Origin of the sequence: uncultured Aquabacterium sp. (assembly GCF_913773725.1) — a bacterium.
In the GTDB taxonomy this organism is placed as follows: Bacteria; Pseudomonadota; Gammaproteobacteria; order Burkholderiales; family Burkholderiaceae_C; genus Aquabacterium.
This window is the reverse complement of record NZ_CAJYGK010000161.1, coordinates 47636-72258: the sequence shown is the minus strand read 5'-3', so window position 1 is coordinate 72258 and position 24623 is coordinate 47636. Positions and strand designations below refer to the sequence as shown.

General features: G+C 67.0%; 20 protein-coding genes and 1 riboswitch. Of the genes, 9 read left to right on the top strand and 11 right to left on the bottom strand.

Annotated elements, in window-relative coordinates; translation table 11 throughout:
- Positions 1 to 23: 23 nt before the first annotated feature.
- A complete protein-coding gene (gene dapF, locus QZ709_RS20905) occupies positions 24 to 887 on the bottom strand; it encodes a diaminopimelate epimerase (protein ID WP_294639477.1) in 864 nt (287 codons plus the stop codon).
- Between the two features lie 137 nt (positions 888 to 1024).
- On the opposite strand from dapF, the gene QZ709_RS20900 reads away from it, so the two are divergent.
- Positions 1025 to 2230 carry a nucleotide sugar dehydrogenase gene (locus QZ709_RS20900; protein ID WP_294639476.1) on the top strand — a complete coding sequence of 402 codons (1206 nt, stop codon included), beginning with the start codon at positions 1025 to 1027 and terminating at the stop codon, positions 2228 to 2230.
- A 29-nt stretch (positions 2231 to 2259) separates the two neighbouring features.
- Here QZ709_RS20900 and QZ709_RS20895 read toward each other — a convergent pair whose 3' ends face one another.
- The 5 genes from QZ709_RS20895 to QZ709_RS20875 all read right to left on the bottom strand — a co-directional run bounded on the left by QZ709_RS20895 (position 2260) and on the right by QZ709_RS20875 (position 7186).
- Positions 2260 to 3831, bottom strand: a complete 1572-nt coding sequence (locus tag QZ709_RS20895) for a methyl-accepting chemotaxis protein (protein WP_294639475.1) — start codon at positions 3829 to 3831, stop codon at positions 2260 to 2262.
- Between the two features lie 159 nt (positions 3832 to 3990).
- Complete coding sequence (locus tag QZ709_RS20890; RefSeq protein ID WP_294639474.1) at positions 3991 to 4497, bottom strand: FxDxF family PEP-CTERM protein; 507 nt, start codon at positions 4495 to 4497, stop codon at positions 3991 to 3993.
- 147 nt (positions 4498 to 4644) lie between these two features.
- Entirely contained in the window at positions 4645 to 5580 is a 936-nt protein-coding gene (locus QZ709_RS20885) for a lipid A biosynthesis acyltransferase (protein WP_294639473.1), read from the bottom strand.
- Positions 5580 to 6485 (bottom strand): lysophospholipid acyltransferase family protein, encoded by a 906-nt coding sequence (locus QZ709_RS20880; RefSeq protein WP_294639472.1) that lies wholly within the window; start codon positions 6483 to 6485, stop codon positions 5580 to 5582. The genes QZ709_RS20885 and QZ709_RS20880 overlap by 1 nt, the downstream gene beginning before the upstream one ends.
- A gap of 95 nt (positions 6486 to 6580) precedes the next feature.
- Positions 6581 to 7186, bottom strand: coding sequence for a PEP-CTERM sorting domain-containing protein (locus QZ709_RS20875; protein WP_294639471.1), 606 nt, complete (start codon positions 7184 to 7186; stop codon positions 6581 to 6583).
- Between the two features lie 363 nt (positions 7187 to 7549).
- On the opposite strand from QZ709_RS20875, the gene metK reads away from it, so the two are divergent.
- On the top strand, positions 7550 to 8734 hold the full coding sequence (metK, locus tag QZ709_RS20870) for a methionine adenosyltransferase (RefSeq protein WP_294639470.1): 1185 nt from the start codon (positions 7550 to 7552) through the stop codon (positions 8732 to 8734).
- Positions 8735 to 8740: 6 nt separating this feature from the next.
- Here the strand turns inward: metK and QZ709_RS20865 are convergent, their stop codons facing one another.
- The gene (locus QZ709_RS20865) at positions 8741 to 10288 is read right to left on the bottom strand and encodes a methyl-accepting chemotaxis protein (RefSeq protein WP_294639469.1); all 1548 of its coding nucleotides are present in this window, start codon (positions 10286 to 10288) and stop codon (positions 8741 to 8743) included.
- A 230-nt stretch (positions 10289 to 10518) separates the two neighbouring features.
- Here QZ709_RS20865 and QZ709_RS20860 point away from each other — a divergent pair, with 230 nt between their 5' ends.
- Positions 10519 to 11790: an HD-GYP domain-containing protein gene (locus QZ709_RS20860; RefSeq protein ID WP_294639468.1), complete on the top strand. Its 1272-nt coding sequence runs from the start codon at positions 10519 to 10521 to the stop codon at positions 11788 to 11790.
- A gap of 28 nt (positions 11791 to 11818) precedes the next feature.
- Here QZ709_RS20860 and QZ709_RS20855 read toward each other — a convergent pair whose 3' ends face one another.
- The 3 genes from QZ709_RS20855 to QZ709_RS20845 all read right to left on the bottom strand — a co-directional run bounded on the left by QZ709_RS20855 (position 11819) and on the right by QZ709_RS20845 (position 17390).
- Positions 11819 to 12544, bottom strand: coding sequence for a PEP-CTERM sorting domain-containing protein (locus QZ709_RS20855; RefSeq protein ID WP_294639467.1), 726 nt, complete (start codon positions 12542 to 12544; stop codon positions 11819 to 11821).
- A gap of 134 nt (positions 12545 to 12678) precedes the next feature.
- Positions 12679 to 14295, bottom strand: a complete 1617-nt coding sequence (locus QZ709_RS20850; protein ID WP_294639466.1) for a peptide chain release factor 3 — start codon at positions 14293 to 14295, stop codon at positions 12679 to 12681.
- Positions 14296 to 14381: 86 nt separating this feature from the next.
- Positions 14382 to 17390 (bottom strand): EAL domain-containing protein, encoded by a 3009-nt coding sequence (locus QZ709_RS20845; RefSeq protein ID WP_294639465.1) that lies wholly within the window; start codon positions 17388 to 17390, stop codon positions 14382 to 14384.
- A 251-nt stretch (positions 17391 to 17641) separates the two neighbouring features.
- On the opposite strand from QZ709_RS20845, the gene QZ709_RS20840 reads away from it, so the two are divergent.
- From QZ709_RS20840 to QZ709_RS20815, 6 genes are all read left to right on the top strand, one after another.
- Positions 17642 to 18733: a GGDEF domain-containing protein gene (locus QZ709_RS20840; RefSeq protein WP_294639464.1), complete on the top strand. Its 1092-nt coding sequence runs from the start codon at positions 17642 to 17644 to the stop codon at positions 18731 to 18733.
- 7 nt (positions 18734 to 18740) lie between these two features.
- Positions 18741 to 18835, top strand: a riboswitch (S-adenosyl-L-homocysteine riboswitch).
- A gap of 83 nt (positions 18836 to 18918) precedes the next feature.
- Entirely contained in the window at positions 18919 to 20355 is a 1437-nt protein-coding gene (ahcY, locus tag QZ709_RS20835; RefSeq protein ID WP_294639463.1) for an adenosylhomocysteinase, read from the top strand.
- Between the two features lie 134 nt (positions 20356 to 20489).
- Positions 20490 to 21263, top strand: coding sequence for a TlyA family RNA methyltransferase (locus tag QZ709_RS20830; protein ID WP_294639462.1), 774 nt, complete (start codon positions 20490 to 20492; stop codon positions 21261 to 21263).
- Positions 21264 to 21267: 4 nt separating this feature from the next.
- Positions 21268 to 22131 (top strand): methylenetetrahydrofolate reductase [NAD(P)H], encoded by an 864-nt coding sequence (gene metF / locus QZ709_RS20825; RefSeq protein WP_294639461.1) that lies wholly within the window; start codon positions 21268 to 21270, stop codon positions 22129 to 22131.
- Between the two features lie 219 nt (positions 22132 to 22350).
- On the top strand, positions 22351 to 23001 hold the full coding sequence (locus tag QZ709_RS20820; protein WP_294639460.1) for an OmpW family outer membrane protein: 651 nt from the start codon (positions 22351 to 22353) through the stop codon (positions 22999 to 23001).
- Positions 23002 to 23252: 251 nt separating this feature from the next.
- Entirely contained in the window at positions 23253 to 23951 is a 699-nt protein-coding gene (locus QZ709_RS20815; protein ID WP_294639459.1) for a PEP-CTERM sorting domain-containing protein, read from the top strand.
- A 61-nt stretch (positions 23952 to 24012) separates the two neighbouring features.
- On the opposite strand, the gene QZ709_RS20810 is transcribed toward QZ709_RS20815, so the two are convergent.
- On the bottom strand, positions 24013 to 24606 hold the full coding sequence (locus QZ709_RS20810; protein ID WP_294639458.1) for a 5-formyltetrahydrofolate cyclo-ligase: 594 nt from the start codon (positions 24604 to 24606) through the stop codon (positions 24013 to 24015).
- Positions 24607 to 24623: the final 17 nt, after the last annotated feature.

Sequence of the window (24623 nt, the reverse complement as noted above, 5' to 3'; positions counted from 1 at the left end):
GGGGGAAGTCGGTTCAGAAGGGTTCAGAGCGCGGGCACGTCGATTTCGCCGTCAAACACCTTGACGGCCGGACCGGTCATGAGCACGGGCGTACCGGGGCCCGCCCAACGGATGGTGAGGCGGCCACCGGGCATGTCGACGTCCACGGTGTCATCCAGCCAGCCCAGGCGGATGCCGGCCACGACAGCCGCACATGCGCCCGAGCCGCAGGCCAGCGTTTCGCCCGAGCCGCGTTCGTACACGCGCAGGCGGATGTGGCCGCGGTTCACCACCTCCATGAAGCCGGCGTTGACACGGCGGGGGAAGCGGCTGTGGCCTTCGATCTGGGGGCCCAGCTCGTCCACCGGGGCGTGCTCGGTGCTGTCAACCCGCATCACGGCGTGGGGGTTGCCCATGCTGACCACGGCCACTTCCACCGGGTGGTTGGCCAGTTCGATCGGCCAGAGCTCGCAGCCGTTCTCCAGCCGCGGGGTCAGGCCAGCGCCATCGAAAGGCACATCGGCCGGCACCAGGAAGGGCGCGCCCATGTCGACCGTGACGCGGCCATCGGCCTGCAGGCGGGGCTCGATCACGGCCTTCATGGTCTGCACGCGGATCACGTCCTTGGCCGTAAGGCCGGTGTCGTGCACGAAGCGGGCAAAGCAGCGCGCGCCGTTGCCGCACTGTTCTACCTCGCCGCCGTCGGCGTTCATGATGCGGTAGGTGAAGTCGGTGCCGCGGGCCGGGTCGCCGGGTTCGACGATCAGGATCTGGTCGGCGCCGATGCCGAAGCGGCGGTCCGCCAGAAAGCGGTACTGCGCCGGGCTCAGATCGAGCGGCGAACGGGTGGCGTCCAGCACGACGAAGTCGTTGCCCGCGCCGTGCATCTTGGTGAAACGCAGCTTCATGGTGCGGATTATCGGCCTTACCGATGCAAACACACCGTTTGCTCACACCTGGTTGCCTGAGCCGCCACCGAAGGGGGTTAGCATCGCTGCTGTTCTCAACAGCACGTGACGCTCTCTTCGAGGGCCTTGAACCACTCATGACTGCACCCCAACCTAGCCTCACTCAGCAGCCTCCCTCGAAGATCGCGGTTGTGGGTCTTGGTTACGTGGGCATGTCCATGGCCGTGTTGCTGGCCCGCCAGAACGAGGTGATTGCGATCGACATCACCCCCGCCCGCGTCGACATGGTGAACAACGGCGTCTCGCCGATCGAAGACGCCGACATCACCCGCTACCTGCAGACCGAAAAACTGAACCTGCGCGCCACCACGAACGCCGCCGAGGCCTACGCCGAAGCCGAGTACGTGGTGATCGCCACCCCGACCGACTACGACCCCGACACCAACCGCTTCAACACGCGCAGCGTGGAAGCCGTGATCCAGGAGGTGCTGAAGGTCAACCCGAAGGCGGTGATGGTGATCAAGTCGACCATCCCTGTGGGCTTCACCGACGAGGTGAACGCGAAGTTCAACACCAGCCAGGTGATCTTCTCGCCCGAGTTCCTGCGCGAAGGCCGCGCGCTGCACGACAACCTGTATCCCAGCCGCATCGTGGTGGGCGAGCGTTCTGCGCGGGCCGAGCGGTTTGCCGGTTTGCTGAAGCAGGCTTCGCTCAAGCCCGAGGTGCAGGTGCTGCTGACGGGCTCGTCCGAAGCCGAGGCCATCAAGCTGTTCGCCAACACGTACCTGGCGATGCGCGTGGCTTACTTCAACGAGCTGGACACCTACGCCCAGACGCACGGCCTGAACACCCGCGAGATCATCGACGGCGTGTGCCTGGACCCGCGCGTGGGCACCCACTACAACAACCCGAGCTTCGGCTACGGCGGCTACTGCCTGCCCAAGGACACCAAGCAGCTGCTGGCCAACTACTCGGCCGTGCCGCAGAACCTGATCGGCGCCATCGTCACGTCGAACACCACGCGCAAGGACTTTGTGTCCGACAGCATCCTGGCGCGCAAGCCCAAGGTGGTCGGCATCTACCGCCTGATCATGAAGGCGGGCAGCGACAACTTCCGCGCCAGCTCCATCCAGGGCGTGATGAAGCGCATCAAGGCCAAGGGCGTGGAAGTGATCCTGTACGAGCCGGTGCTGGAGGAAGACGAGTTCTTCAACTCCAAGGTGATCAAGGACCTGGCCGAGTTCAAGGCGAAATCCGACGTGATCGTGGCCAACCGCATCGGCCCCGATCTGCAGGACGTGCTCGACAAGGTCTACAGCCGCGACCTGTTCGGGCAGGACTGACCCGCCCGAAGCGCCGTGCAGCCCCCGGCTCAGGCCGGGTCCAAATGGAAACGCTGCACCGTGCGCGACAGGTCGGCGGCCTGTTGGCGCAGGCTGTCGGCGGCCGCAGCCGATTGCTCCACCAGCGCGGCGTTCTGCTGCGTCATCTGATCGAGCTGGTTGACCGATTCGGTGACCATGCCGATGCCGGAGGACTGCTGGCGCGTGGCGTCTGCGATCTCGCTCATGGCCTGGGTGACGCGCTGGATCGAATCGACGATTTCCTGCATGACGGTGCCGGCTTCGCGCACCTTCTGTGAGCCGGTTTCCACCCGGTCGACCGATTGGCCGATCAGGGTCTTGATCTCGCGGGCGGCCTCGGCGCTGCGCTGCGCCAGCGAGCGCACTTCGCCGGCCACCACGGCAAAGCCGCGGCCCTGCTCGCCGGCCCGTGCGGCTTCCACGGCCGCATTCAGCGCCAGGATGTTGGTCTGGAAGGCGATGCCGTCGATCACACCGATGATGTCGGCGATCTGACGCGACGCCTGGGTGATCTGCTCCATCTGCGCCACGACGCTTTCGACCACCTCGCCGCCTTGTGCGGCCCGCTGGCTGGCCGTGTCGGCCAGGTGGTTGGCCACGCTGGCGGATTCGGCCGAGTGTTCCACCGTCTTGCTCAGCTCGTCCATCGACGAGGCGGCGGCCTGCAGGTTGGACGCCGTCTGCTCGGTGCGGGTGGACAGATCCTGGTTGCCGGCGGCGATCTCGGTGCTGGCCGTCAGCATGCTTTCCGACGACATGCGCACCGAGGCCACCATCTCGCGCAGGCCGGCCTGCATGCTCTTCATCGAGAGCATCAGGTGGGCAATCTCGTCGTTGCCCTTGGGCGCGATCTCGCGGGTCAGGTCGCCGTGGGCGATGGCCTGGGTGATGTCTTCCGCCCGGCGCAGCGGCCCGGTGATCGAGGCGATCGTGAGCCCCATCAGCGGCAGGAAGATGATGCCCGGCGACAGCAGCAGCACCCACAGCCAGATCACGGTTTCGGTGGCGGTTTCGGCCGAGCGGTCACGGCGTTGCTGGGCCAGACCGGACAGGCGCTCCTGCAGGGCCGTGGTGCTCAGCTCCAGCACATCGGCCTTGGCGCGGGCCACTTCGGTGGCGGCGTAGGCGTCGGGCGGGGTGTTGAGCACGCCCTCGGCCATGTGCCCGAGCGAGGGGGCCAGGGCTTCGGCGTAGCCGTTCAGCTTGCTCTGCAGGCCGTCGATCTGGTCGATCAGGTCCTGCTCGGTCAGCGTCTGTTTGATGCGCGCGATGGCGGCGCGGCTGTTTTCCAGGCTCTTGTTCCACGACAGCCGGTCGGCTTCGGCCGAGACCGAATCGCCTGCGTGGATGATGGCCGCCTTTTCGAACCCGCGCAGCCGACCCATGTGCAGGGCCAGCTCGGCCATGGCCTGGGTGGCCTCGAATTCATGGCTGGCAAAGCCTTCCACTTCACCCTTGAGCGTGTGCAGCTTGAGCGTCATGCCGACGCCCACCACGGTGCCGATGCCCACCACCAGCACCATGCAGGCGATCAGGCGCGATCGAATCGAGAACTTGCGTAACCAGGTGATCCAGCCCATCTGTCTCTCCATCCAACTTTTTTTGGGAACGTGTGGGGGTATCGGCAGGGGCGGAAGGGGGCTTGAGTAGGGTTGATGCGAGGGGGGTGTACCGGACAGGACCAGGCATGAAAAAGGCCGCACACGGTGCGGCCTTTTGCGGGGGCGGAGAGGCGCCGATCAGCCGAGGCGGCGGCGGCTCATGATGCCGACCACGCCGAGGCCGGCGAGGACCAGGGCGACGCTGCCGGGCTCGGGCACGGCGGCGGTGACCGTGGTGGTGCCGGCGAAGACGCCCACCAGCGAGGTGTTGGTGTTGCGACCGGTGATGTACAGGCCGTAGGTGCCAGCGGCCAGGTTGTTGAAGGCGAAGCCGTCAGCCAGGTTGGTGTCGGTGCCGACCAGGGTGGTGCCCGACTTCAGGTAGACGCTCTGGATGTCCAGGGCGGTGGCGCTGAGCGTGATGTTGAAGGTCGTGCCGCCGACCGTGACGGGGACCAGCGTGGTGTAGCCGCTGGAGGACACGCCGCCGACCAGGTTGGACGGGCCCGTGATGGTCAGGCTGGTGGCCAGGACGTCGAACGGATCGGTACCGGCGGCGACAGCGCCAGAGAAGGTGCCGGCTTGGGCGCCGAGGGCGGTGGCGGCCAGAACAGCGGTGGCGGCCAGCGAACGGATGAACTGCATGAAGGGAACTCCTGGGTTGGTCCGGATATCTGACCACGTTGGCCGCAGGGTGTCATCACTCAGACGAGGGGCGCTTATACGTCTGGCCGATGTCCGCTTTCCTCATGATGGAAGAACGCAGCTTGGCTTCCCCCTTCCGGGGCAGGCTCAATACAGCCCGGGCGCCCCGTCCGGCCGGGTCTTGAACCGCTTGTGCACCCACAGGTACTGCGCCGGTTGTTTCAGGATCTCGCCCTCGATGTAGCGGTTCAACGCGGCGGCATCGGCCTCGGCATCGGCCGTGGGAAAGCCCGCCAGCGGCGCTTCGAAGCGCACGCGCCAGCCGCGGCCGCCGGGCAGGATCTCGGCGATCACGGGTTGCACCACCATGTCGAGCATGCGGGCCAGGCGCGAGGGCGCCAGCAGCGTGGCGGCCTGCACACCGAAGAAGGGCACGAAGGCTGCGTCCCTGGCGCCGAAGTCCATGTCGGGCAGGTTGAAGAAGCCGCGCCCTTGCTTGACGGCCTTGAGCAGTGGCTTGACCGAGTCGCTGCGGGGGAAGATGTCGGCGTTGCCGAAGCGCAGCCGGCCGCGGCGCATGAGGGCGTCCATCAGCGGGTGGCTTTGCGTCTGGTAGATGGAGGCGCCGGGGCGCGGCTGCTTGAGCAGGATGGCGGCGCCGGCCACGTCCAGGCCCACAAAATGCGGGCACAGCCACATGGTGGGGCGGCCGCTTTCCTGGAACACGCGCTCGGCCAGGCCGATGTCGCCTTCGACGTGGATGAGGCGTTGCACCCGCTCGGGCGAGGCCCACCACAGCACGGTGCGGTCCAGCAGGCTTTGCGTGAGCCAGCGGAAGTGCTGCTTGAGCAGGGTTTCGCGCTCGGCCTGCGACAACTGCGGGAAGCACAGCTCGAGGTTGCGCAGCCCGATGCGGCGGCGGGATCCGGCCAGGTGGTACAGCGCCCGCGACAGCAGCGCGGCCAGCGCGGCCAGCACGGGCAGGGGCAGGAAATGCAGCAGCCAGAGCAGGCCGATGGCGAGGCGGATGCCGGCCTCGCGCGCGAGGTGGCTGACAGAGAAACGGGCCTGGCCGGGGCGCATCAGGCGGCCTCTCCCGGGGTGGCCGAGGTCAGGATCTCGGCGCGGGGGGCCTTGTAGCGGTTGTAGCCCCACAGGTACTGCTCGGGTGCTTGCATGATCTGGTGTTCCATCAGCCGGTTCACGGCGGCGGCCGATTCTGCCGCATCGCCACCGGCCAGGACGGCTTCGACTTCAGGCGACACCCGTTCAGCGTGGACGAGGTAGTCGCACCCGAGTTGCTGGCGCTGGGTGGCGTCCAGGCGTTCACCGCGCAGCAGCACGACGGCGCAGCGGGTCTGGCTGACGAGCCGGGCGGCCATCGTCATGGTGTAGGCGGAGCGGCCGAAGAAGGGGGCCCAGGCGCCCATCCCTTCGGGCGGGACCTGGTCGGGCAGCAGGCCGACGGTCTCGCCCTTCTTGAGGGCGCGCAGCATGTGGCGCACGCCGGCCAGGGTGGCGGGGCTGGTCTGCATGCCGGGGCGGTTGCGCGAGCCCTTCATCATCTCGGCCAGCCAAGCTTGCTTGGCCGGGCGGTACAGCGCGGTGATGGGTTTGACGGCGCCGAAGCGTTCGGCATAGGCCTGCGCCGTGACCTCGAAGCAGCCGAGGTGGGGCGTGAGCAGCAGCAGGCCGCGGCCTTCGGCCAGGGCGGCTTCGACCACTTCGGGGTGGCGCCACTGCACCGTCGCGCCCAGGGCCTCGTGCTGGGGGCGGCCCCACAGCCAGGGCAGCTCGCCCACCATCTTGCCGGCGTGGGCCACGGCCTGGCGGACCTGGCGGGCGTTCAGGCCGGCCGCGCGCGCGTGCGCCTGCAGGCGGCGGCGGTAAGAGGGCGACAGGCCGTACACCAGCCACCCCAGCAGGGCGCCGATGCCGTGCAGCAGAGGCAGCGGCCAGTGTGCAAGCAGGGTGAACAGACGGTTCATGGGCCACAAAAAGCATCACGGCCGGCACCGGGCTGGTGTCGGCCGTGAGGGATTGTGCCTGAGCGGGGCCGTGTGCCGGCCCCGTGGCGCGCAGGTCAGGCCTGAGCGGCGCGGCGACGGCGGGAGAGGAAGCCAACAACGCCCAACCCCGCAGCGACCAAGGCGTAAGTCTGGGGTTCGGGCACGGCTGGGGTGGGCGGCATCGGGGTGGCGAGCGTACTGCCTGCGAATTGAACACGGTACCCCACCGCCAGAGTGAACACGCCCGGATCGAAGCGGAACTGGTAGTCGGTACCGGCGGCCACGTCAGAGAACGTCAGCTGGCTATGCTGGAAGTTCTGGCGGGCTTGGCCGCCGCTCAGACCCAGCGAGAGTCCGGAGACCGTACCCAATTGAGTGGCGCCGCTCAGCGCCTTGGAGTCGATCAACGTGTTGGTGTTGTCGTAAAGGTCAAATTCCGCTCCGATAGTCAGTGCGAGGCGGGAATAGATGTCAATGGTGACGTCAGAGGCGAAGTCCAGATCAAACTCGAACCGGTCGAAAGAGCCGGGTTGCAGCGATGCACCAAAGATGCCTGCATAGATGATGTTCTGTGTAGCGGATGCGGTGTCTGTGAGGTTGCCGAGGTCTTTCGTTGCGGCAGAAGACGAGACAGCAAAGCCAGCTAGGACAGCGGCGGCGAGGATGGGCAGCTTGGACATGGTTACTCCCGATGAACTGCAAGAGGAGCGCGATATACAGCAAAGGGTGGTTCGCTCTCCTTGGCCGCCATTGACCTTTGTAACCAGGTTGTAACAATCACCTGGCTGAGGGGGGCTGCTTTCGTGATACGGATTCCGTACGGTAAACGGAGCACTTTTCGCGATCGGGCGTGAATTCGGTCACGACCCGAGGCTTTGCGAAATCCACTACACTTTGCGCATCGCCGAGTTAACAGGACAACTTGCGGGGCGATTTACAAATGCCGCTAAAGCGTTCGCCGCTGCCAGAAGAACCGCACCCGGATGACTTCCACAGCCTCGGCGACGCCGAGTGCCCGTCATCAATCTTCTGGAGTACCCACTGTGGCGAACGATTTCCTCTTCACTTCCGAATCCGTCTCTGAAGGCCACCCCGACAAGGTCGCCGACCAGATTTCGGACGCCATCCTCGACGCGATCTTCGAACAAGACCCGAAGAGCCGCGTGGCCGCTGAAACGCTGTGCAACACCGGGCTGGTGGTGCTGGCCGGTGAGATCACCACCAACGCGCACGTCGACTACATCCAGGTGGCGCGCGACACCATCAAGCGCATCGGCTACGACAACACCGAGTACGGCATCGACTACAAGGGTTGCGCGGTGCTGGTGGCGTACGACAAGCAGTCGAACGACATCGCCCAGGGCGTGGACCACGCCTCGGACGACTATCTGAACATCGGTGCGGGCGACCAGGGCCTGATGTTTGGCTACGCCTGCGACGAGACGCCCGAACTGATGCCGGCGCCCATCTACTACGCGCACCGTCTGGTCGAGCGCCAGGCCCAGCTGCGCAAGGACGGCCGTCTGCCCTTCCTGCGCCCGGACGCCAAGAGCCAGGTGACGATGCGCTATGTGGACGGCAAGCCGCACAGCATCGACACCGTGGTGCTGTCGACCCAGCACAGCCCCGAGTGGAGCCTGGGCGACAAGATGAAGCCCGAGTTCAACGAGGCGATCATCGAAGAGATCATCAAGCCGGTGCTGCCGAAGGAATGGCTGGAGAACACCCGCTACCTGATCAACCCGACCGGCCGCTTCGTGATCGGGGGCCCGCAGGGTGACTGTGGCCTGACCGGCCGCAAGATCATCGTCGACACCTACGGCGGCGCCTGCCCGCACGGCGGTGGCGCGTTCTCGGGCAAGGACCCGTCGAAGGTGGACCGCTCGGCCGCCTACGCCGCCCGTTACGTGGCCAAGAACATCGTGGCCGCCGGCCTGGCGCGTCAGTGCCAGGTGCAGGTGGCCTATGCCATTGGCGTGGCCCAGCCCATGAACATCACGGTCTACACCGAAGGCACGGGCGTGATCCCTGACGACCAGCTGTCGAAGATCGTGGCCGAAAGCGGCATCTTCGACCTGCGTCCGAAGGGCATCATCCAGATGCTGGACCTGCTGCGCCCGATCTATTCCAAGACCGCGGCCTACGGCCACTTCGGCCGCGAAGAGCCCGAGTTCACGTGGGAGCGGACGGACAAGGCGGCTGCGCTGCGCGCGGCAGCGGGCCTGTAACCCCGTTCACACCTTGAACACCCGCACCAGGCTGTTGAGCTGATCAGCCTGGTCGCGCAGGCTGGTGGCGGCTGCGGCCGCCTCTTCCACCAGCGCGGCGTTCTGCTGCGTCATCTGGTCGAGGTGGTTGACCGCGCCATTGACCTGGCGGATGCCGTCGCTCTGCTCGCTGGCCGACGCGGTGATCTCGGTCATCATCTGGTTCACGCGTTCGATGGCGGAGACGATCTCGCGCATGGTCTGGCCGGCCGAGCCCACCAGCTTGGCGCCGTTGTCCACGCGCTCGGTCGAGTCGTTGATCAGCGTCTTGATTTCCTTGGCGGCCTGCGCGCTGCGCTGGGCCAGGGTGCGCACTTCAGCGGCCACCACGGCAAAGCCGCGGCCTTGTTCGCCGGCCCGGGCGGCTTCCACGGCGGCGTTCAGGGCCAGGATGTTGGTCTGGAACGCGATGCCGTCGATCACGCCGATGATGTCGGCGATCTTGCGCGAGGCCGTGGCGATGCCGTCCATCTGCGTGACCACCTGGTCGACCACTTCGCCACCGTGGCGCACGGCGACGGTGGCGTCGGTGGCCAGCTGGTTGGCTTCGCGGGCCGTGTCGGCGTAGTGCTGCACGGTGCCGGACAGCTGCTCCATCGACGAGGCGGTCTGCTGCAGGCTGCTGGCGGCCTGCTCGGTGCGGGCGCTCAGATCCTGGTTGCCCGAGGCGATTTCGCTGGAGGCCGTCTGGATGCTGTTGGTGGCGTGGCGGACCTGGCTGACCAGGCCGCCCAATGAGGCGGTCATGGCCTGCAGGGCGCGCATCAGGTCACCCAGTTCGTCGCTGCGAGCGGTGTCGAGCTGCACGGTGAGGTCGCCCTCGGCGATGCGTTGCGCGGCTTCGACCGAGTGCTGCAGGGCCTCGCGAATCGAGCTGATGAGCCGCTGCGCGCCAAAGGCCATCACGGTCATGAGGCCCAGCAGCAGGCCCAGCGAGATCAGTGCGTGCCGGCGGTTGGTGTTGACCAAGGTTTCGCCCGCGGCCACGCTGGCTTCTTCCTGCATCTCGGCAAAACGGCCCAGGGCGGCGTAGTACGCCTCGACTTCCTGCTTGAAGGCGGTGTCGGTCAGCTGACGCGCGCCGGCTGCGTCGCCGGCATCGCTCATCGCCTTGATGCGGGCGTGGGTGGCGAGGACGGTCTTGCGGTGTTCGCCCACCAGCTGGATCTGGGTCTTGTCCGCGTCCGTCAGCGGCATGCCTTCGATCTGCGCCTTGATGGCGGTGATTTCCTTGATGTCGGTCTCGTTGCGGGCGCGGATGTCCTTGGCGGTGTCTTCGCTGCTGGCCGACACATGGGCGAGCGCGATGACACGGTTGACCACCACTTCGCTGAGGTGGGCCCAGCGGCGGGCGGCCTTGAGCTTGTCCGCCGCCAGGGCGCGCTCGGCTTCGGCATGTGCGGCGTCCTTCAGCGAGAGCCAGGTGGTCCCGCCCACCAGCACGAGAACGGCGGTGATGAGTGTGGCCAGACCGATCCACAATCGACCTGCAATGCCCAGACGCGTCGTGTTCATGTCGCTACCCTTCGATGATGTTCAATGATGCGTATGGGGGTATCGGCGCCGATGGCCACGACTTGATGAGGGTTTTCAGGCTGATCAAAGGGTTTTGCATGCTAGTCGTTATCTGGCGGTGGGCATGACAAAGTTGTCCGATGGCCGCATTTCGGCCGAATGAGGCCCCGAACTTGCCTCTAGGATGCAGACTTCGGGAAACTGGTGAGAACTGGCCTTTTCGGTCCTGTATGAAAAAGAAGATCCCTGTCGCGCAGGCCCGCCTTGGCATGTTCATCGATGCGCTGGACGGGTCGTGGCTGGACCATCCCTTCTGGAAATCGGCCTTCAAGCTCGAGCAGCCGGCGCAACTGGCGCAGTTGCAGGCGTCTGCCGTGAAGATGGTGTGGATCGACACCGATCGGGGCCTGGATGTGGCAGGGACCGAGGACGCCGCATCGCAGTGGGTGGATGACGTCGAGCTTCCCCGGGATACGCCGGGCACCGCCGAAGCCGACCTGAGCGCCGTGCCGCCCCCCGCGCCGGCCGTGCACCCGGCGCGTTCTGCGGAGGCCGAGCCATGCGGGATGACCGAGGAGGTGGTGCGCGCCCGCAAGATCCTGGGCCAGGCTCGCCCGGCCATGAAGTCCATGTTTGCCGATGCGCGGCTGGGCAAGGCGGTGGATGCCGAGCACTGCCTGCCGCTGGTCAACGAGATCACGCAGTCCGTGACGCGCAACCCGGGCGCCATCGTGAGCCTGGCGCGCCTGAAGACGAGTGACGACTACACCTACATGCATTCGGTGGCGGTGTGCGCGCTGATGGTGGCGCTGGCCCGGCAGCTGGGGCTGGGCGAGGACGAGACCCGCGAGGTGGGGCTGGCTGGCCTGGTGCACGACCTGGGCAAGGCCATGATGCCGCTGGAGGTGCTCAACAAGCCCGGCAAGCTGACCGATGCCGAGTACGCCATCATGAAGGGCCACCCGGAAGCCGGCCACCGCATGCTGGTGGAGGGGCAGGGGGTGGGGCCGATTCCGCTGGACGTCTGTCTGCACCACCACGAGAAGATCAACGGCAGCGGCTATCCGCACCGCCTGAAGGGCGAGGAAATCAGCCTGTACGCCAAGATGGGCGCGGTGACCGACGTGTACGACGCGATCACGTCCAACCGACCGTACAAGGCGGGTTGGGATCCGGCCGAATCGGTGCAGAAGATGGCGCAGTGGACCAAGGAAGGCCACTTCGACGAGCGCGTGTTCCAGGCCTTTGTGAAGAGCCTGGGCATCTATCCCACGGGCTCGCTGGTGCGGCTGCAGTCAGGCCGGCTGGCGGTGGTGGTGGAGCAAGGCGCGGGCTCGTTGCTGAGCCCGGTGGTGCGGGTTTTCTATTCGACCAAGGCGAAGGAGCCCATCACCCCGGAACTGCTGGACCTGAGCAAGTCTGTGGACCAGATCGTGAGCCGGGAATCGCCCTCGACCTGGGGCTTCAAGAACCTGGACCAGCTGTGGATGCCGCAGGGCTGAGCGCCCTGCGGACGGCGGCGCTGACGAATCAGGCACGCTGACGGCGACGGGCGGCAGCCACGATGCCGACCAGACCCAGACCCATCATGGCCCAGGTGGAAGCCTCGGGCACGGCGGCGACCGTGATGCCGGCCAGGTAGTAGTCCTCGGAGCTCTTCTTCACGGCGTAGCCGAAGGTGAAGGTCTTGCCCACCAGCGGCGTCGACAGGGTGACGGGCTGGCCGCCGTTGTTGCCGAAGCTGTACTCGACGGCGGCCTTGCCATCGACGGAGATGGTGAAGCCGTCGAAGCTGTCGAGCTCCTTGGTGAGGCTCAGGGTCAGGCGGTCGTCCGGGAAGAAGACCAGCTGGCTCAGCGACACGGTGTTCTGGAAGCTCAGCGTGAGCGTTTCCTTGGGCTGGCTCAGCGAGTAGTTGAGGTCGGCAATGTGGAAGCCGGTCGGCTTCATGTAGCCGGTGACCACGCCCAGGCCGGCGTTGTTCAGGTTGCTCTGGTGGACGTAGGCCAGGGTGTCGAAATCGGCGCCATCGGCCGCGGTGACGGTCAGCTTGCCGCCGGCCGTGGTGTTGTAGGTGATGGCTTGCGCACACGTGCCACTGGATGCGCACAGGTTGCTGCCGGTGATCGTGCCGGTGGTGGCCGTCAGCGACACGCCCCCCACAGTGGTCTTGGTGAAGCCGATGGTTTCGGCGTGGGCGGCGGTGGCGCCGGCCAGGGCAGCGGCGACAAGGGCAAGGCGGAGGGCGGTGTTCATGACGGCTCGGACAGTGGGTTGGCGCGTGACATCACGCCGATGCCCGGACTGTAACGAACCGTGTCATGGCCGTGTCCCCCCCGTTCTCGCGGGTTGCCTCGCGTTGTGGGGCGAATCCGTGCAGTTTGCCGCAGTTACTGGCTCGACAGGCTCAGGCCGGCGTGCTCGCGCAGCGGGTGGAAGTGGACCTGTGGGTGACGCTCGGCGGTCAGACGCAGGTCGTACGCCGAGGTCATCATGTAGGCCAACGTGTCGGCCGCGTCGAGCGCCAGCTTGCTGGCGTTCTCGTCGGTGAACTTCTTCAGCGCCTCGGGCGTGTCGGCCGTGATCCAGCGCGCGCCGGTGAAGCGGCAGGGCATCAGGCGGATGTCGACGCCGTACTCGGCCATCAGGCGGTGCTGCACCACTTCGAACTGCAGCTGGCCGACGGCGCCCAGCAGCATCGCCCCGCCCACCTCGGGCCGGAAGACCTGGATGGCGCCTTCTTCACCCAGCTGGAGCAGGCCGGCCTGCAGCTGCTTGCTCTTCATCGGGTTCTTCAGCTCGACCGTCTGGAACAGCTCGGGCGCGAAGAAGGGCAGGCCGGTGTACTGCAGGCTGATGCCGTCGGTGATGGTGTCGCCCAGCTGCACGCCGCCGTGCGTGGTGAAGCCGATGATGTCGCCGGCAAAGGCTTCGTCGACCGCTTCACGGCGCTGCGACAGGAAGGTGACGACCGACGTGGGCCGCAGCTCCTTGCCGCTGCGCTGCACCTTGAGCTTCATGCCCGGGGTGTACTTGCCCGAGCACACGCGCACGAAGGCGATGCGGTCGCGGTGCGACGGGTCCATGTTGGCCTGCACCTTGAAGACGACGCCGGAGAAGTTGGCCATGTCGGGCGCGATCTCCTTGTGCGAGCCGTCCTTCTCGGTGCTGAAGCGCGGTCGCGGTGCCGGGGCCAGGTCGACCAGGGCGTCGAGCACCTCCTGCACGCCGAAGTTGTTGACGGCCGAGCCGAAGAACACGGGCGTCTGCTTGGCTGCGAGGAACTGTTCGAGGTCGAACGCGGGCGCGGCCTCGGCCATCAGCTCCATGTTCTGCTCGGCCAGCTCCCAGTCGTGGCCGAAGCGTTCGGCCAGCTTGTCGCGCTCGGTGAGCGGCACCACTTCGTACTCGTCGCTGCGCTTGTCTTCGCCGGCATCGAAGAGGCGCATGCTTTGGGTGCGCAGGTTGACGATGCCGCCAAAGCCCTTGCCCTGGCCCACCGGCCAGGTCATCGGCACGCAGGGCATGCCCAGCTCGGCCTCCACCTCATCGAGCAGCTCAATGGGGTCGCGGCCTTCGCGGTCCATCTTGTTGATGAAGGTGATGATGGGCGTGTCGCGCTGGCGGCAGACCTCGATCAGGCGCTTGGTCTGGGCTTCCACACCGTTGGCGGCGTCGATGACCATCAGGGCCGAGTCGACGGCGGTCAGCACGCGGTAGGTGTCTTCCGAGAAGTCCTTGTGGCCCGGGGTATCGAGCAGGTTCACCACATGCTCGCGGTAGAGCATCTGCATGACGGACGAGGCCACCGAAATGCCGCGCTGCTTTTCGATTTCCATCCAGTCCGACGTGGCGTGGCGCGAGGCCTTGCGGCCCTTCACCGCGCCGGCGATGTGGATGGCGCCGGAGAACAGCAGCAGCTTTTCCGTCAGCGTCGTCTTACCGGCGTCGGGGTGGGAGATGATCGCAAAGGTGCGGCGGCGGCGGGTTTCGGGCGTGAAGCTCACGGCAGGGCTCGGCAGACAGGGCGGCACAGGGCCGCGGGGAAAGGGGGCAAACCGCCGATTGTCGCAGCAACGGCCCGGGCTGTCGCTCAGGCGGTCTGGGCGTCGTGCAGGTTCAGGGCCACTTCCAGCGGCTCGGGCCGGTGCACCAGGTAGCCCTGGGCAAAGTCGACGCCGATGCGGCGCAGTTCGGTCACCGTGGCTTCGTCTTCGACGAATTCGGCAATGGTGCGCAGGCCCAGCACCTGGGCCACGTCGCGGAAGCAGCGCACGGCGGCGTGGTCCAGCGCGTTGGTGGTCAGGGTCTTGATGAACTGGCCGTCGATCTTCAGGTAGTCGACCTTCAGGCTCTTGAGGTAGCCGAAGGAGGACGAACCGGCCCCGAAGTCGTCCAGCGCGATGCGGATGCCCAGGCGGCGCATCTCGTCGATGAACACGGTGGCGTCGGCCAGGTTGGTGATGGCGGCGGTCTCGGTGATCTCGAGGCAGAGCTTGCGCACGTCGATGCGGCTGCGCGCCACCAGCTCGGTCATGAAGTGGTGGAAGGCGCGGTCGCCAATGGACTGGCCGGACAGGTTGACGGTGAGCGTGGCGACATGGTCCATGTGGCCTTCGTGCGCTTCGAGCAGCCGGAAGGCGTGGCGCAGCACCCATCGGTCGATGCGCGAGGCCATGTGGAAGCGCTCGGCCGCGGGCAGGAAGGCACCGGGCGGGATGAGCTTGCCGTCGTCGTCGCGCAGGCGGATCAGCAGCTCGGCGTGCAGGCCTTCGCGTGCCGCACCCTGGCCGAGCGGGGCGATGCGCTGGGCGTACAGCACGAAGCGGTCTTCGTCGATGGCCTGCTCGAGCCGGCTGGCCCACTGCATCTCGCCCTGGCGGGCCTTGAGCATCTGGTCGGTGTCGTACCAGGCGTGCACGCGGTTGCGGCCGGCTTCCTTGGCGGCGTAGCAGGCGGTGTCGGCGGCCTGCAGCACCAGCGAGGTGTTGGCCCAGCGCTCGTCGACCGGCACCAGGCCGATGCTGGTGCCGATGCGGAAACGCCGGCCTTCGTGCGTGAAGCGGAACTCTTCCATGGCGTCGCAGATTTCCTGCGCGACGCGCTGGGCCTGCTCGACCGTGCAGTGCTCGAGGATGACGCCGAACTCGTCGCCACCCAGGCGGGCCAGCGTGTCGCGTGCGCGCACGCAGCCCTGCAGCAGCGTGGTGACCTGGCAGAGCAGCTGGTCGCCCATGGCGTGGCCGCACGCATCGTTGACCAGCTTGAACTGGTCCAGGTCGATGTACATCATCGCGTGGCGCGTGTGGTCGGCGTGGGCCTTCTCCAGCGTGTGCGCCAGGCGGCGTTCGAATTCGCCGCGGTTGATCAGCCCGGTCAGTTCGTCGTGCGTGGCGCGGAAGCGCATCTCGCGGCCCATGCGGCGTTGCTCGGTCACGTCGTGGAAGACCAGGACCACGCCCAGCACGGTGCCGTCGTCGTCCCGGATGGGGGCGGCCGACTCCTCGATGCCGTACTCGCTGCCGTCGCGCGACAGCAGCAGCGTGTGCTGGCAGGGCGCGATGACGTCGCGTTCGCCCAGGCAGCGGGTGACGGGGCAGGGCGCAGGCAGGCGGGTGTGCTCGTCGACGATCTCGAAGACCTGTGCCAGCGGCAGGCCGCGGGCCGATTCCGTGCTCCAGGCCGTCATGCGTTCGGCCACCGGGTTGAGCCACTGCACGCGGCCCTGCGCATCGGTCGTGATCACGGCGTCGCCGATGGACAGGAGCGTGACCCGCAGCAGCTCGTGCTTCTCGGCCAGCTCGCGCTCCATGCGCTTGCGCTCGGTGATGTCGTAGTTGGTGCCGACCACGCGCTGCGCGCGGCCGTGCTCGTCGCGGAAGATGGTGGCGCGGGCGTAGACCGAGTGGACCGAGCCGTCGGGATGCAGCACGCGGAAGTCGTAGTCGATGGCGCGCCGGCCGGCCAGGGCTTCTGCGAAGACCTGTTCGGAATGGGCGCGGTCGTCGGGGTGCAGGCAACGGCGCCAGTCGTCCAGTGTGCCGGTGAAGTCGGCGCGTGCAGAGCCGAAGATGGTGAACATCTCGTCGCTCCACATCAGCCGGCCGGCTTCGATGTCGTATTCCCAGATGCCGATGCCGTTGGCCTGGGTCGCCAAGGTCAGGCGTTCCTGGTGCGCGCGCAGTTCAGCCTCGACGGCACGGCGCCGGGTGACGTCTTCAAGAATGGCCACCGTGCGGACGTGGCGGCCATCTTCATGGCGCTCGAGGATGGCCGACATCAGCGTCTCGAGCACGCTGCCGTCCTTGCGTACCAGCCGGTAGGGCATGTCGTGGCACTGGCCTTGCCGGTCGAGCTCGCGGCGGGCCAGCTGCCGGGTGGCGTCCATCCCGGGGGCCATGAAGACATCGACCCGCTGACCCACCACCTCGTCGCGCTGGTAGCCGGTCTTGTCCAGCCAGGTGTCGCTCACGGTGAGCACGATGCCGTCCGGATCCATCGAGCACAGCATGGCAGGGGTGCGCTCGTACAGGGTGCGCAGCCGGGCGGCGCTGTGGCGCAGTTCGTCTTCGTAGCGGCCCTTGGCTTGCAGGCTCTGCTCGATGGCGCGACCTCGCATGGACAGGGCGGCTGCGGCGGTGGCGGCCAGCTCGCGCAGGACGGTGCGCTGCCGGGCGTCCAGTTGGCGTGGCACGCTGTCGATCACGCACAGCGTGCCGATGCGGGTGCCGTCGTCCAGCGCGATGGGGGCGCCTGCGTAGAAGCGGATGTGCGGGGGCTCGGTCACCAGCGGGTTCTGGGCGAAGCGCGGATCGAGCCGGGCGTCGGGCACCTCCAGGATGTCCTCGCCGAGGATGGCATGCGAGCAGAAGGCGACGTCGCGGGGCGTTTCACACACGCCGGGCAGCCCGACGGCCGCCTTGAACCACTGACGGTCGGCATCGATGAGGCTCACCAGCGCGATGGGCATGTCGCACAGTTCGCTGGCCAGCCGGGTGAGCGCGTCGAACAGAGGCTCGGCAGGGGTGTCCAGCACAGCCAGCGCCTTCAGGCGCGCCAGGCGGCGTGCTTCGTCAAGGGGCAGGGGAGCGGGGCAGGTCATCCGGATGCGTGGGCCAGCGTGGAAACGAAGGGCGGTACAGCAGAGGAGCCCCGTGCGCACGCTGGCGCCGGCTCCCTGGCGCTATTGTGGGTGTGGCGGGGTGTGGCTATCCTCGAACCATCCCGGGTTTTTCGCCCGATTTGTCACGTTCCATACGCTTTCCTGGCCCAGGCTCAAGCCGCCGTCTGCCCTGCCGATACACAGTCGAATCAGCGGTCTCTTTTTCCTGGCGCGGACGCGCGACAGCCACCTTGCGACAACTCCAGTCCCTTCTGTTTCCATCCGGCACGTCGGACGTGTTCCTGGCCTTGCTGGGGGTGGTCGCATGCGTGGCGGGGCTGACCCATTTCTGTCTCTTGCTGCTGTTTGCCGCCACAGGGGTGACCGCGCTGGCCCAGGTGAACGTGGCCAGCGTGCTGTGCTACGTGCTGGCAGCGTCGCTGCTGCATCGGGGCTGGCCGAGCGCCGCCATGATGCTGATGGGCGCTGAGATCATCGCCCACGGGCTGATGGCGGTGGCCGTGATCGGCTGGCAGAGCGGCTTTCACTTCTACATCGTCCTGATCATTCCAGTGATCATCGTGAACTCGCTGCTGTCGCCCGTGCCCAAGGGCGTGCTGGCGGTGGGCGTGGGGCTGTTGTACCTGGGCATGGACTGGCGGTGGCGCAACGCGACGCCCTACATGGACGCGCCCCGCGCCGTGCTGGACGCGCTGTATTACTTCAACCTGACCTCCACCCTGGTGATCCTCGGGGTGTTGAGCACGGTGTATTTCCAGTTGGTGATGAATGCGCAGAAGCGCCTGCGCGACGTCGCTCGGACCGACCCGCTCACGCAACTGCGGAACCGCCGCTACGCCATGGAGGCCGCGCAACTGGAAGCGGCCCGTGTGCAGCGGGGCGCGGGCCCACTGGCGGTGCTGCTGGGGGACATCGACCATTTCAAGGTCATCAACGATACCCATGGGCACGAGGTCGGGGACGAGGCGCTCAAGGCCGTGGCCGAGGTGCTGCGCGGCGGCGTGCGGGAGGTCGACCACGTGGCCCGCTGGGGCGGCGAGGAGTTTCTGGTGCTCTTGCCAGGCACCGATGCCGGCGAGGCACTGGCCGTGGCCGAGCGGCTGCGCGCCGGCGTGCACGCCGTGAGCGTGCCGGCGGCGCACGGCTGGTCCATGGGCATCACCCTGGGCGTGAGCGTGATGGTGCCCGGCGAGACCTTCGAGCAGGCTTTGCAGCGCGCCGACCGCGCGCTCTATCAGGGCAAGGCTGCAGGCCGTAACCGCGTCGTCCTGGCGTCAACACCCGGCATTTCTTGCCCACAGGACAAGGCGGGCGTCCTATAATCGCGGCTCCTCCGAGGAGCGTTGCAAGGTCACGGGCGCATGTCGCCATCGCTGACCCCAGGCTCGGAAGGTCAACTCTGATTGCAACGGCGCTCACCCGCATGTGTCCCGCTGGGTGAGTTGCATCCTTTCACGTCCTCCCGGTAGCGCACGGCGGCTTCTGAACCCATTTAGGAGCTCTGTCCATGAACGCTGTTCTGAAACCCCTGCCCGTTGACCAGTACGTGGTGGCCGACCTGTCGCTGGCCGACTGGGGCCGCAAGGAACTGACCATTGCCGAGCACGAAATGCCCGCGCTGATGGCCATCCGCAAGGAATTTGCCGCCAGCCAGCCGCTCAAGGGCGCGCGCATCACTGGCTCGCTGCACATGACCATCCAGACCGGCGTGCTGGTCGAGACGCTGCAAGCCCTGGGCGCCGAAGTGCGCTGGGCCTCGTGCAACATCTTTTCGACTCAGGACCACGCCGCCGCCGCGCTGGTGGCCGCAGGCACCCCGGTGTTCGCCTACAAGGGCGAGACGCTGGAAGACTACTGGGACTACACCCACCGCATCTTCGACTTCGGCCCGGCCGGCACGCCCGGCGAAGGCCCGAACATGATCCTGGACGACGGTGGTGACGCCACGCTGCTGATGCACCTGGGCAAGAAGGCCGAGACCGATCCGTCGGTGCTGGCCACCCCGGGCTCCGAAGAAGAGCGCATCCTGTTCGCCGCCATCAAGGCCAAGCTGGCGCAGGACCCGACCTGGTACTCGCGCAAGTCGGCCGACATCATCGGTGTGACCGAAGAGACCACGACCGGTGTGCACCGCCTCAACGAGATGAGCGCCAAGGGCACGCTGATGTTCCGTGCCATCAACGTGAACGACTCGGTGACCAAGTCGAAGTTCGACAACCTGTATGGCTGCCGCGAGTCGCTGGTGGACGGCATCAAGCGCGCCACCGACGTGATGATCGCCGGCAAGGTGGCCGTGGTGGCGGGCTACGGCGACGTGGGCAAGGGCTCGGCCCAGGCCCTGCGCGCCCTGAGCGCCCAGGTGTGGGTGACCGAGATCGACCCGATCAACGCGCTGCAGGCCGCGATGGAAGGCTACCGCGTCGTGACGATGGACTGGGCCGCCGACAAGGCCGACATTTTCGTGACCACCACCGGCAACAAGGACGTGATCACCTACGAGCACATGGCGGCCATGAAGGAAAACGCCATCGTCTGCAACATCGGCCACTTCGACAACGAGATCCAGGTTGCGAAGCTGGAAGAGAAGTGCAAGTGGGAAGAGATCAAGCCGCAGGTCGACCACGTCATCTTTGAAGATGGCAAGCGCATCATCCTGCTGGCCAAGGGCCGCCTGGTGAACCTGGGTTGCGCCACCGGCCACCCGAGCTACGTGATGTCGTCGAGCTTTGCCAACCAGACGCTGGCGCAGATCGAGCTGTTCACCCGCCCGAACGACTACGAAGCCGGCAAGGTGTATGTGCTGCCCAAGAAGCTGGACGAGAAGGTGGCCCGCCTGCAGCTGACCACGCTGAACGCCCAGCTGACCGAGCTGACGCCGGAGCAGGCCGCCTACATCGGCGTTGCGGTGGAAGGTCCGTACAAGCCCGATACGTATCGGTATTGATCTCCCCCCTACGGCCTGACGGCCGCCCCCCTTTCCGGGGGGCAACCACCAGCGGACTGGCCAAGCCAGATCCGCGGTGGTTTGCTCGATCGCGGTGCTCCGCGTGAGTGCCTCGATCCACCACAAGGAAATTCATGCCACGCGCTGATCAGCTACTCGTTCAACAAGGGCTTGCGCCCACCCGCTCGGCGGCCCACCGGCTGATCGACGCCAGTGCGGCGCAGTGGCTCGGCCCCAAGGGCTGGACCGCGCTGCGCAAGGCCGGCGAAGACCTGCCCGAGGACGCGCAGCTGCGCGTGACCAACGACGACGAGTTGCGCTGGGTGTCGCGCGCCGGGCTCAAGCTGGAAGGTGCCCTGGCACACATCGGCCTCGATGTGTCGGGCATGACCTGTCTGGATGTGGGCCAGAGCACGGGTGGCTTCACCGACGTGCTGCTGACGCAGGGCGCCGCCCGCGTGGTGGGCGTGGAAGTGGGCCATGGTCAGCTCCACGACAAGCTCAAGGCCGACGACCGCGTGGTCTGCCTGGAAAACGTCAACGCCCGCGAGCTGGACGCCAGCCCGCTGCGCGAACACGCCCCGGCCGACGGCTTCGACCTGATCGTGGCCGACCTGTCTTTCATCGCCCTGTCCAAGATCGTGCCCCACCTCGGCCCCTGGCTGAAGCCGGGCGGGCAGGTGGTGTTGCTCATCAAGCCGCAGTTCGAGGTCGGCAAGGAGCACGTGGGCAAGGGCGGCGTGGTCAAGGACCCGGCCCAGCACGCCCGCGCCCGCGACATCGTGCGCCGCGCCTGCACCGACCTGGGCTGGAAGGTCCACAAGGGCTTTGCCAGCCCGATTGCGGGCGGCGACGGCAACCTCGAGTTCTTCATCTGGGCGCAATCGCCCGTGCCCGACCAAGAGTGAGTTCATGACGACCCTGACGAGTTCGCAGCACGCGCTGCCCATCAGCATGGAGTTCTTCCCGCCCAAGACCCCCGAGGGCGTGGACAAACTGGCGGCCGTGCGGCAGCAGCTGTACCCGCTGAAGCCCACTTACTGTTCGGTGACGTATGGCGCCGGCGGCTCGACCCAGGACGGCACGCTGCAGACGGTGTGCGCCATCCTGCGCGAGGGCTTCGATGCCGCGCCGCACTTCTCGTGCATCGGCGCCAGCAAGGACGGCGTGCGCGCCCAGTTGCAGCAGTTCAAGGCGGAAGGCATCCGCCGGATCGTGGCCCTGCGCGGCGACCTGCCCAGCGGCTACGGCGGCTTCGGCGAGTTCCGCTACGCCTCGGACCTGGTGTCCTTCATCCGGGCCGAAACCGGGGATCACTTCCACATCGAAGTGGCGGCCTACCCCGAGATGCACCCCCAGGCCCGCAACCCGCAGGCCGACCTGCAGGCCTACGTGACCAAGGTGAAGGCCGGCGCCAACGCCGCGCTGACCCAGTACTTCTACAACACCGACGCCTACTTCCGCTTCGTGGACGAGGCCGCGGCACTGGGCGCCGACATCCCGGTCATCCCGGGCATCATGCCGATCACCAACAGCAGCCAGCTGCTGCGGTTCTCCGACGCCTGTGGCGCCGAGATTCCGCGGTGGATCCGCACGCGGCTGGAAGGCTTCGGCGACGACAAGGCCTCGATCCAGGCCTTCGGTCTCGACGTGGTGACCGACCTGTGCGACCAGCTGCGCTGCGCTGGCGTGCCGGGCCTGCACTTCTACACGATGAACCAGTCGGGGCCGGTGAAGGCCATCTGCGAGCGCCTCGGCCTGACGCCCGCAGCCTGATCTGTCCGGTACACCCGGGAGGGGGGCTCAAGGTGTTGCGTTTGCGCATCACCCTTGTCTGATCTGACGCAAAGCGCGTCGGCCGGGGCCCCCGCTGTCGTCCCCGTCGACCGGGGCGACTTGATGCAGCACAAGTCCGTGCGCCGTTCCGCTTGTTGCAATGAAGTCATGGAAAGCCCACCGGCGATCCACCCAGCCATTGAACAAGAAGGAACCACCATGAGCACCATCTTCAACCGCTCGAGCCTGATTGCCGCAGCCGCCCTGGCCTGCGCCGCCCTGACCCCCGCCGTCTCGCAAGCCGGTGCCGGTGACATCGTGGTGCGCGCCCGGGCGCTGTACCTGGAGCCGGCCAACGAGAGCGATGCGATCCCGTCGCTGGAAGTGCCGGAGAACGCCATCCACGTCAGCAGCAAGTACATCTGGGAAGTGGATGCGTCGTACTTCGTGACCGACAACGTCGCCCTGGAACTGATCGCCACCTCGCCGCAGAAGCACACCGTGTCGATCGGTGACACCAAGCTGGGTTCGGTGCGTCACCTGCCGCCCACGCTGACCGTGCAGTACCACTTCGCTCCGACCAACCCGGTGGTGCGCCCCTACATTGGCGCCGGTGTGAACTACACCCGCTTCTCTGCCGTGAAGCTGGCCGTGCCTGACGTGGCCCAGCTGGAGCTGGAAACCAACAGCTGGGGCCCGGCCTTCCAGATCGGTGCCGACTTCCCCATCACCGACCGCCTGTCGCTGAACGTCGACTTCAAGAAGATCGACATCCGTTCCGATGTCAAGATCAAGGGCACCGACACCGTCGTGACCCGCGTGAAGATCGACCCGATCCTGTTCGGCGTCGGCCTGGCCTATCGCTTCTGATCGGTCCCGCCTTGGCCGGCTGCGACGCCGGCTGGCACGACCCGCTCCAAGCCCCCGTCAGGGGGCTTTTTCATGGGCGTTTTCAGGAGAGGGATGAAAGCACGAGCAATCTGGCGCCTGGTGTCGGATGCAGCGTCCCGTGCTTGGGGGGTGTTTAAGGGTCAACGATATGCGGTGCATGAGGGGTCGCCTGCAGCATGGGTTCAACTGCTTCTCGCAGTCCAACCAACCTACAGCACAAGGTGACAGACATGCACAGCACTCTCTTCCGGCTGAGCCAGGCGGGCGCCGCGGTGGCCGCCCTGGCAGCCTCGGCAGCCGTTCAGGCGGCGGCATTCACGGCACCGACCCAGGCCATCCTGGCGCTCAGCTCGGACATCTCGTCCGCCCTGTCGGGTGCCACCTTCTCGGCCCTGGGCGGCGCCACCTACAACAGCAGCACCAACACCCTGAGCGAGGCCTTCACCTCGGTGACGCTCAGCAGCGCCGCGGCCACCGACTTCGTCGGCCTGACCGATGCCGCCTCCGGCTTCCTGCTGACCAGCGACAAGGGCCAGAAGCTCAGCATCACCAACATCAGCTACGCCCAGGCCAGCAAGGCGCTGAGCGGTGTGCTGGCCGTGGATGGCTCGGTGAAGTACACCGGGCAGATCCTGACCAGCGCCACCGCCACGGTCAGCGAGAGCTTCAACGCCACGCTGGGGACGGGCTATCTGTCCACCGGCAGCCTCTACCTGACTGCCGGTGCGGCCAACGCCATGTTGACGGCTTTCGGGCTGTCGACCTTCTACAGCGGCTTCCTGCAGAGCGTGAACTTCGGGACATTTGCCGCCGACGTGACCGGGCCGGCCAAGACCCCGGCCGTTCCGGAGCCATCCACCTATGCGCTGATGGGCCTGGGTCTGGTCGGCATCGCCGCGGCGGCACGCCGCCGGGCTGATCGACGCTGAGCCCCCTTCGACGGACGGATTTTGAGCGCCCCCTCGGGGGCGTTTTTCATGGGCGCGCGCCTCAGCCGCCCCAGGTGGCCGAAGGTGTGAGCACCGCCATCAGCGGCACATCGTGTGCGGCCGGAGACAGCGCCGACACCTCGACCTGTGCTTCGTCCCATGCCAGGCCGATGGCGGTCACCTCCGGGTGGGCAGCCAGGTAGCGGTCGAAGTAGCCCCCGCCGTAGCCCAGGCGGAAGCCTTCGGGGGTGAAGCCCACGCAGGGCACCAGCACGACATCGGGTTGAACCACCTTGGCGACCGATGGCGCGGGCAGGCCGCACTCGTCCCGCGTGTCCGGCTCGGTGCCATCCCAGGGCCGGAACTGCATCTCGACCGGGGTTCGTCGCGCGTAGGGCAGGGCCAGCGCGCAGCCCGATGCCGCGCGGGCCGTCAGGGCGATGTCCCTTGGGTTAAATTCGCCCCTGACTGGCCAGTACAGCCCCAGACACGCCGGTTCCAGTTGAGCCAGCACGCCCGCCAGCCGGTCTGCCAGCGCCTGTTGCGCTGTCTGCGCCGCAGGGGACGTGGCCCAGGCCTGCCGGGCGCTGAGGAGACGTTGCCGCAGGGCACGGCGGGCTTCGGCGGCAGGCGTGGGGGCGGGGGGCACGGTCATCAGACAAGGTCCATCAA

Excerpts from the sequence above, each read along its gene's own strand:
- dapF (WP_294639477.1), bottom strand. The coding sequence starts at position 887 with ATGAAGCTGCGTTTCACCAAGATGCACGGCGCGGGCAACGACTTCGTC.
- QZ709_RS20900 (WP_294639476.1), top strand. The coding sequence starts at position 1,025 with ATGACTGCACCCCAACCTAGCCTCACTCAGCAGCCTCCCTCGAAGATC.
- QZ709_RS20895 (WP_294639475.1), bottom strand. The coding sequence starts at position 3,831 with ATGGGCTGGATCACCTGGTTACGCAAGTTCTCGATTCGATCGCGCCTG.
- QZ709_RS20890 (WP_294639474.1), bottom strand. The coding sequence starts at position 4,497 with ATGCAGTTCATCCGTTCGCTGGCCGCCACCGCTGTTCTGGCCGCCACC.
- QZ709_RS20885 (WP_294639473.1), bottom strand. The coding sequence starts at position 5,580 with ATGCGCCCCGGCCAGGCCCGTTTCTCTGTCAGCCACCTCGCGCGCGAG.
- QZ709_RS20880 (WP_294639472.1), bottom strand. The coding sequence starts at position 6,485 with ATGAACCGTCTGTTCACCCTGCTTGCACACTGGCCGCTGCCTCTGCTG.
- QZ709_RS20875 (WP_294639471.1), bottom strand. The coding sequence starts at position 7,186 with ATGTCCAAGCTGCCCATCCTCGCCGCCGCTGTCCTAGCTGGCTTTGCT.
- QZ709_RS20865 (WP_294639469.1), bottom strand. The coding sequence starts at position 10,288 with ATGAACACGACGCGTCTGGGCATTGCAGGTCGATTGTGGATCGGTCTG.
- QZ709_RS20860 (WP_294639468.1), top strand. The coding sequence starts at position 10,519 with ATGAAAAAGAAGATCCCTGTCGCGCAGGCCCGCCTTGGCATGTTCATC.
- QZ709_RS20855 (WP_294639467.1), bottom strand. The coding sequence starts at position 12,544 with ATGAACACCGCCCTCCGCCTTGCCCTTGTCGCCGCTGCCCTGGCCGGC.
- QZ709_RS20845 (WP_294639465.1), bottom strand. The coding sequence starts at position 17,390 with ATGACCTGCCCCGCTCCCCTGCCCCTTGACGAAGCACGCCGCCTGGCG.
- ahcY (WP_294639463.1), top strand. The coding sequence starts at position 18,919 with ATGAACGCTGTTCTGAAACCCCTGCCCGTTGACCAGTACGTGGTGGCC.
- QZ709_RS20830 (WP_294639462.1), top strand. The coding sequence starts at position 20,490 with ATGCCACGCGCTGATCAGCTACTCGTTCAACAAGGGCTTGCGCCCACC.
- metF (WP_294639461.1), top strand. The coding sequence starts at position 21,268 with ATGACGACCCTGACGAGTTCGCAGCACGCGCTGCCCATCAGCATGGAG.
- QZ709_RS20820 (WP_294639460.1), top strand. The coding sequence starts at position 22,351 with ATGAGCACCATCTTCAACCGCTCGAGCCTGATTGCCGCAGCCGCCCTG.
- QZ709_RS20815 (WP_294639459.1), top strand. The coding sequence starts at position 23,253 with ATGCACAGCACTCTCTTCCGGCTGAGCCAGGCGGGCGCCGCGGTGGCC.
- QZ709_RS20810 (WP_294639458.1), bottom strand. The coding sequence starts at position 24,606 with ATGACCGTGCCCCCCGCCCCCACGCCTGCCGCCGAAGCCCGCCGTGCC.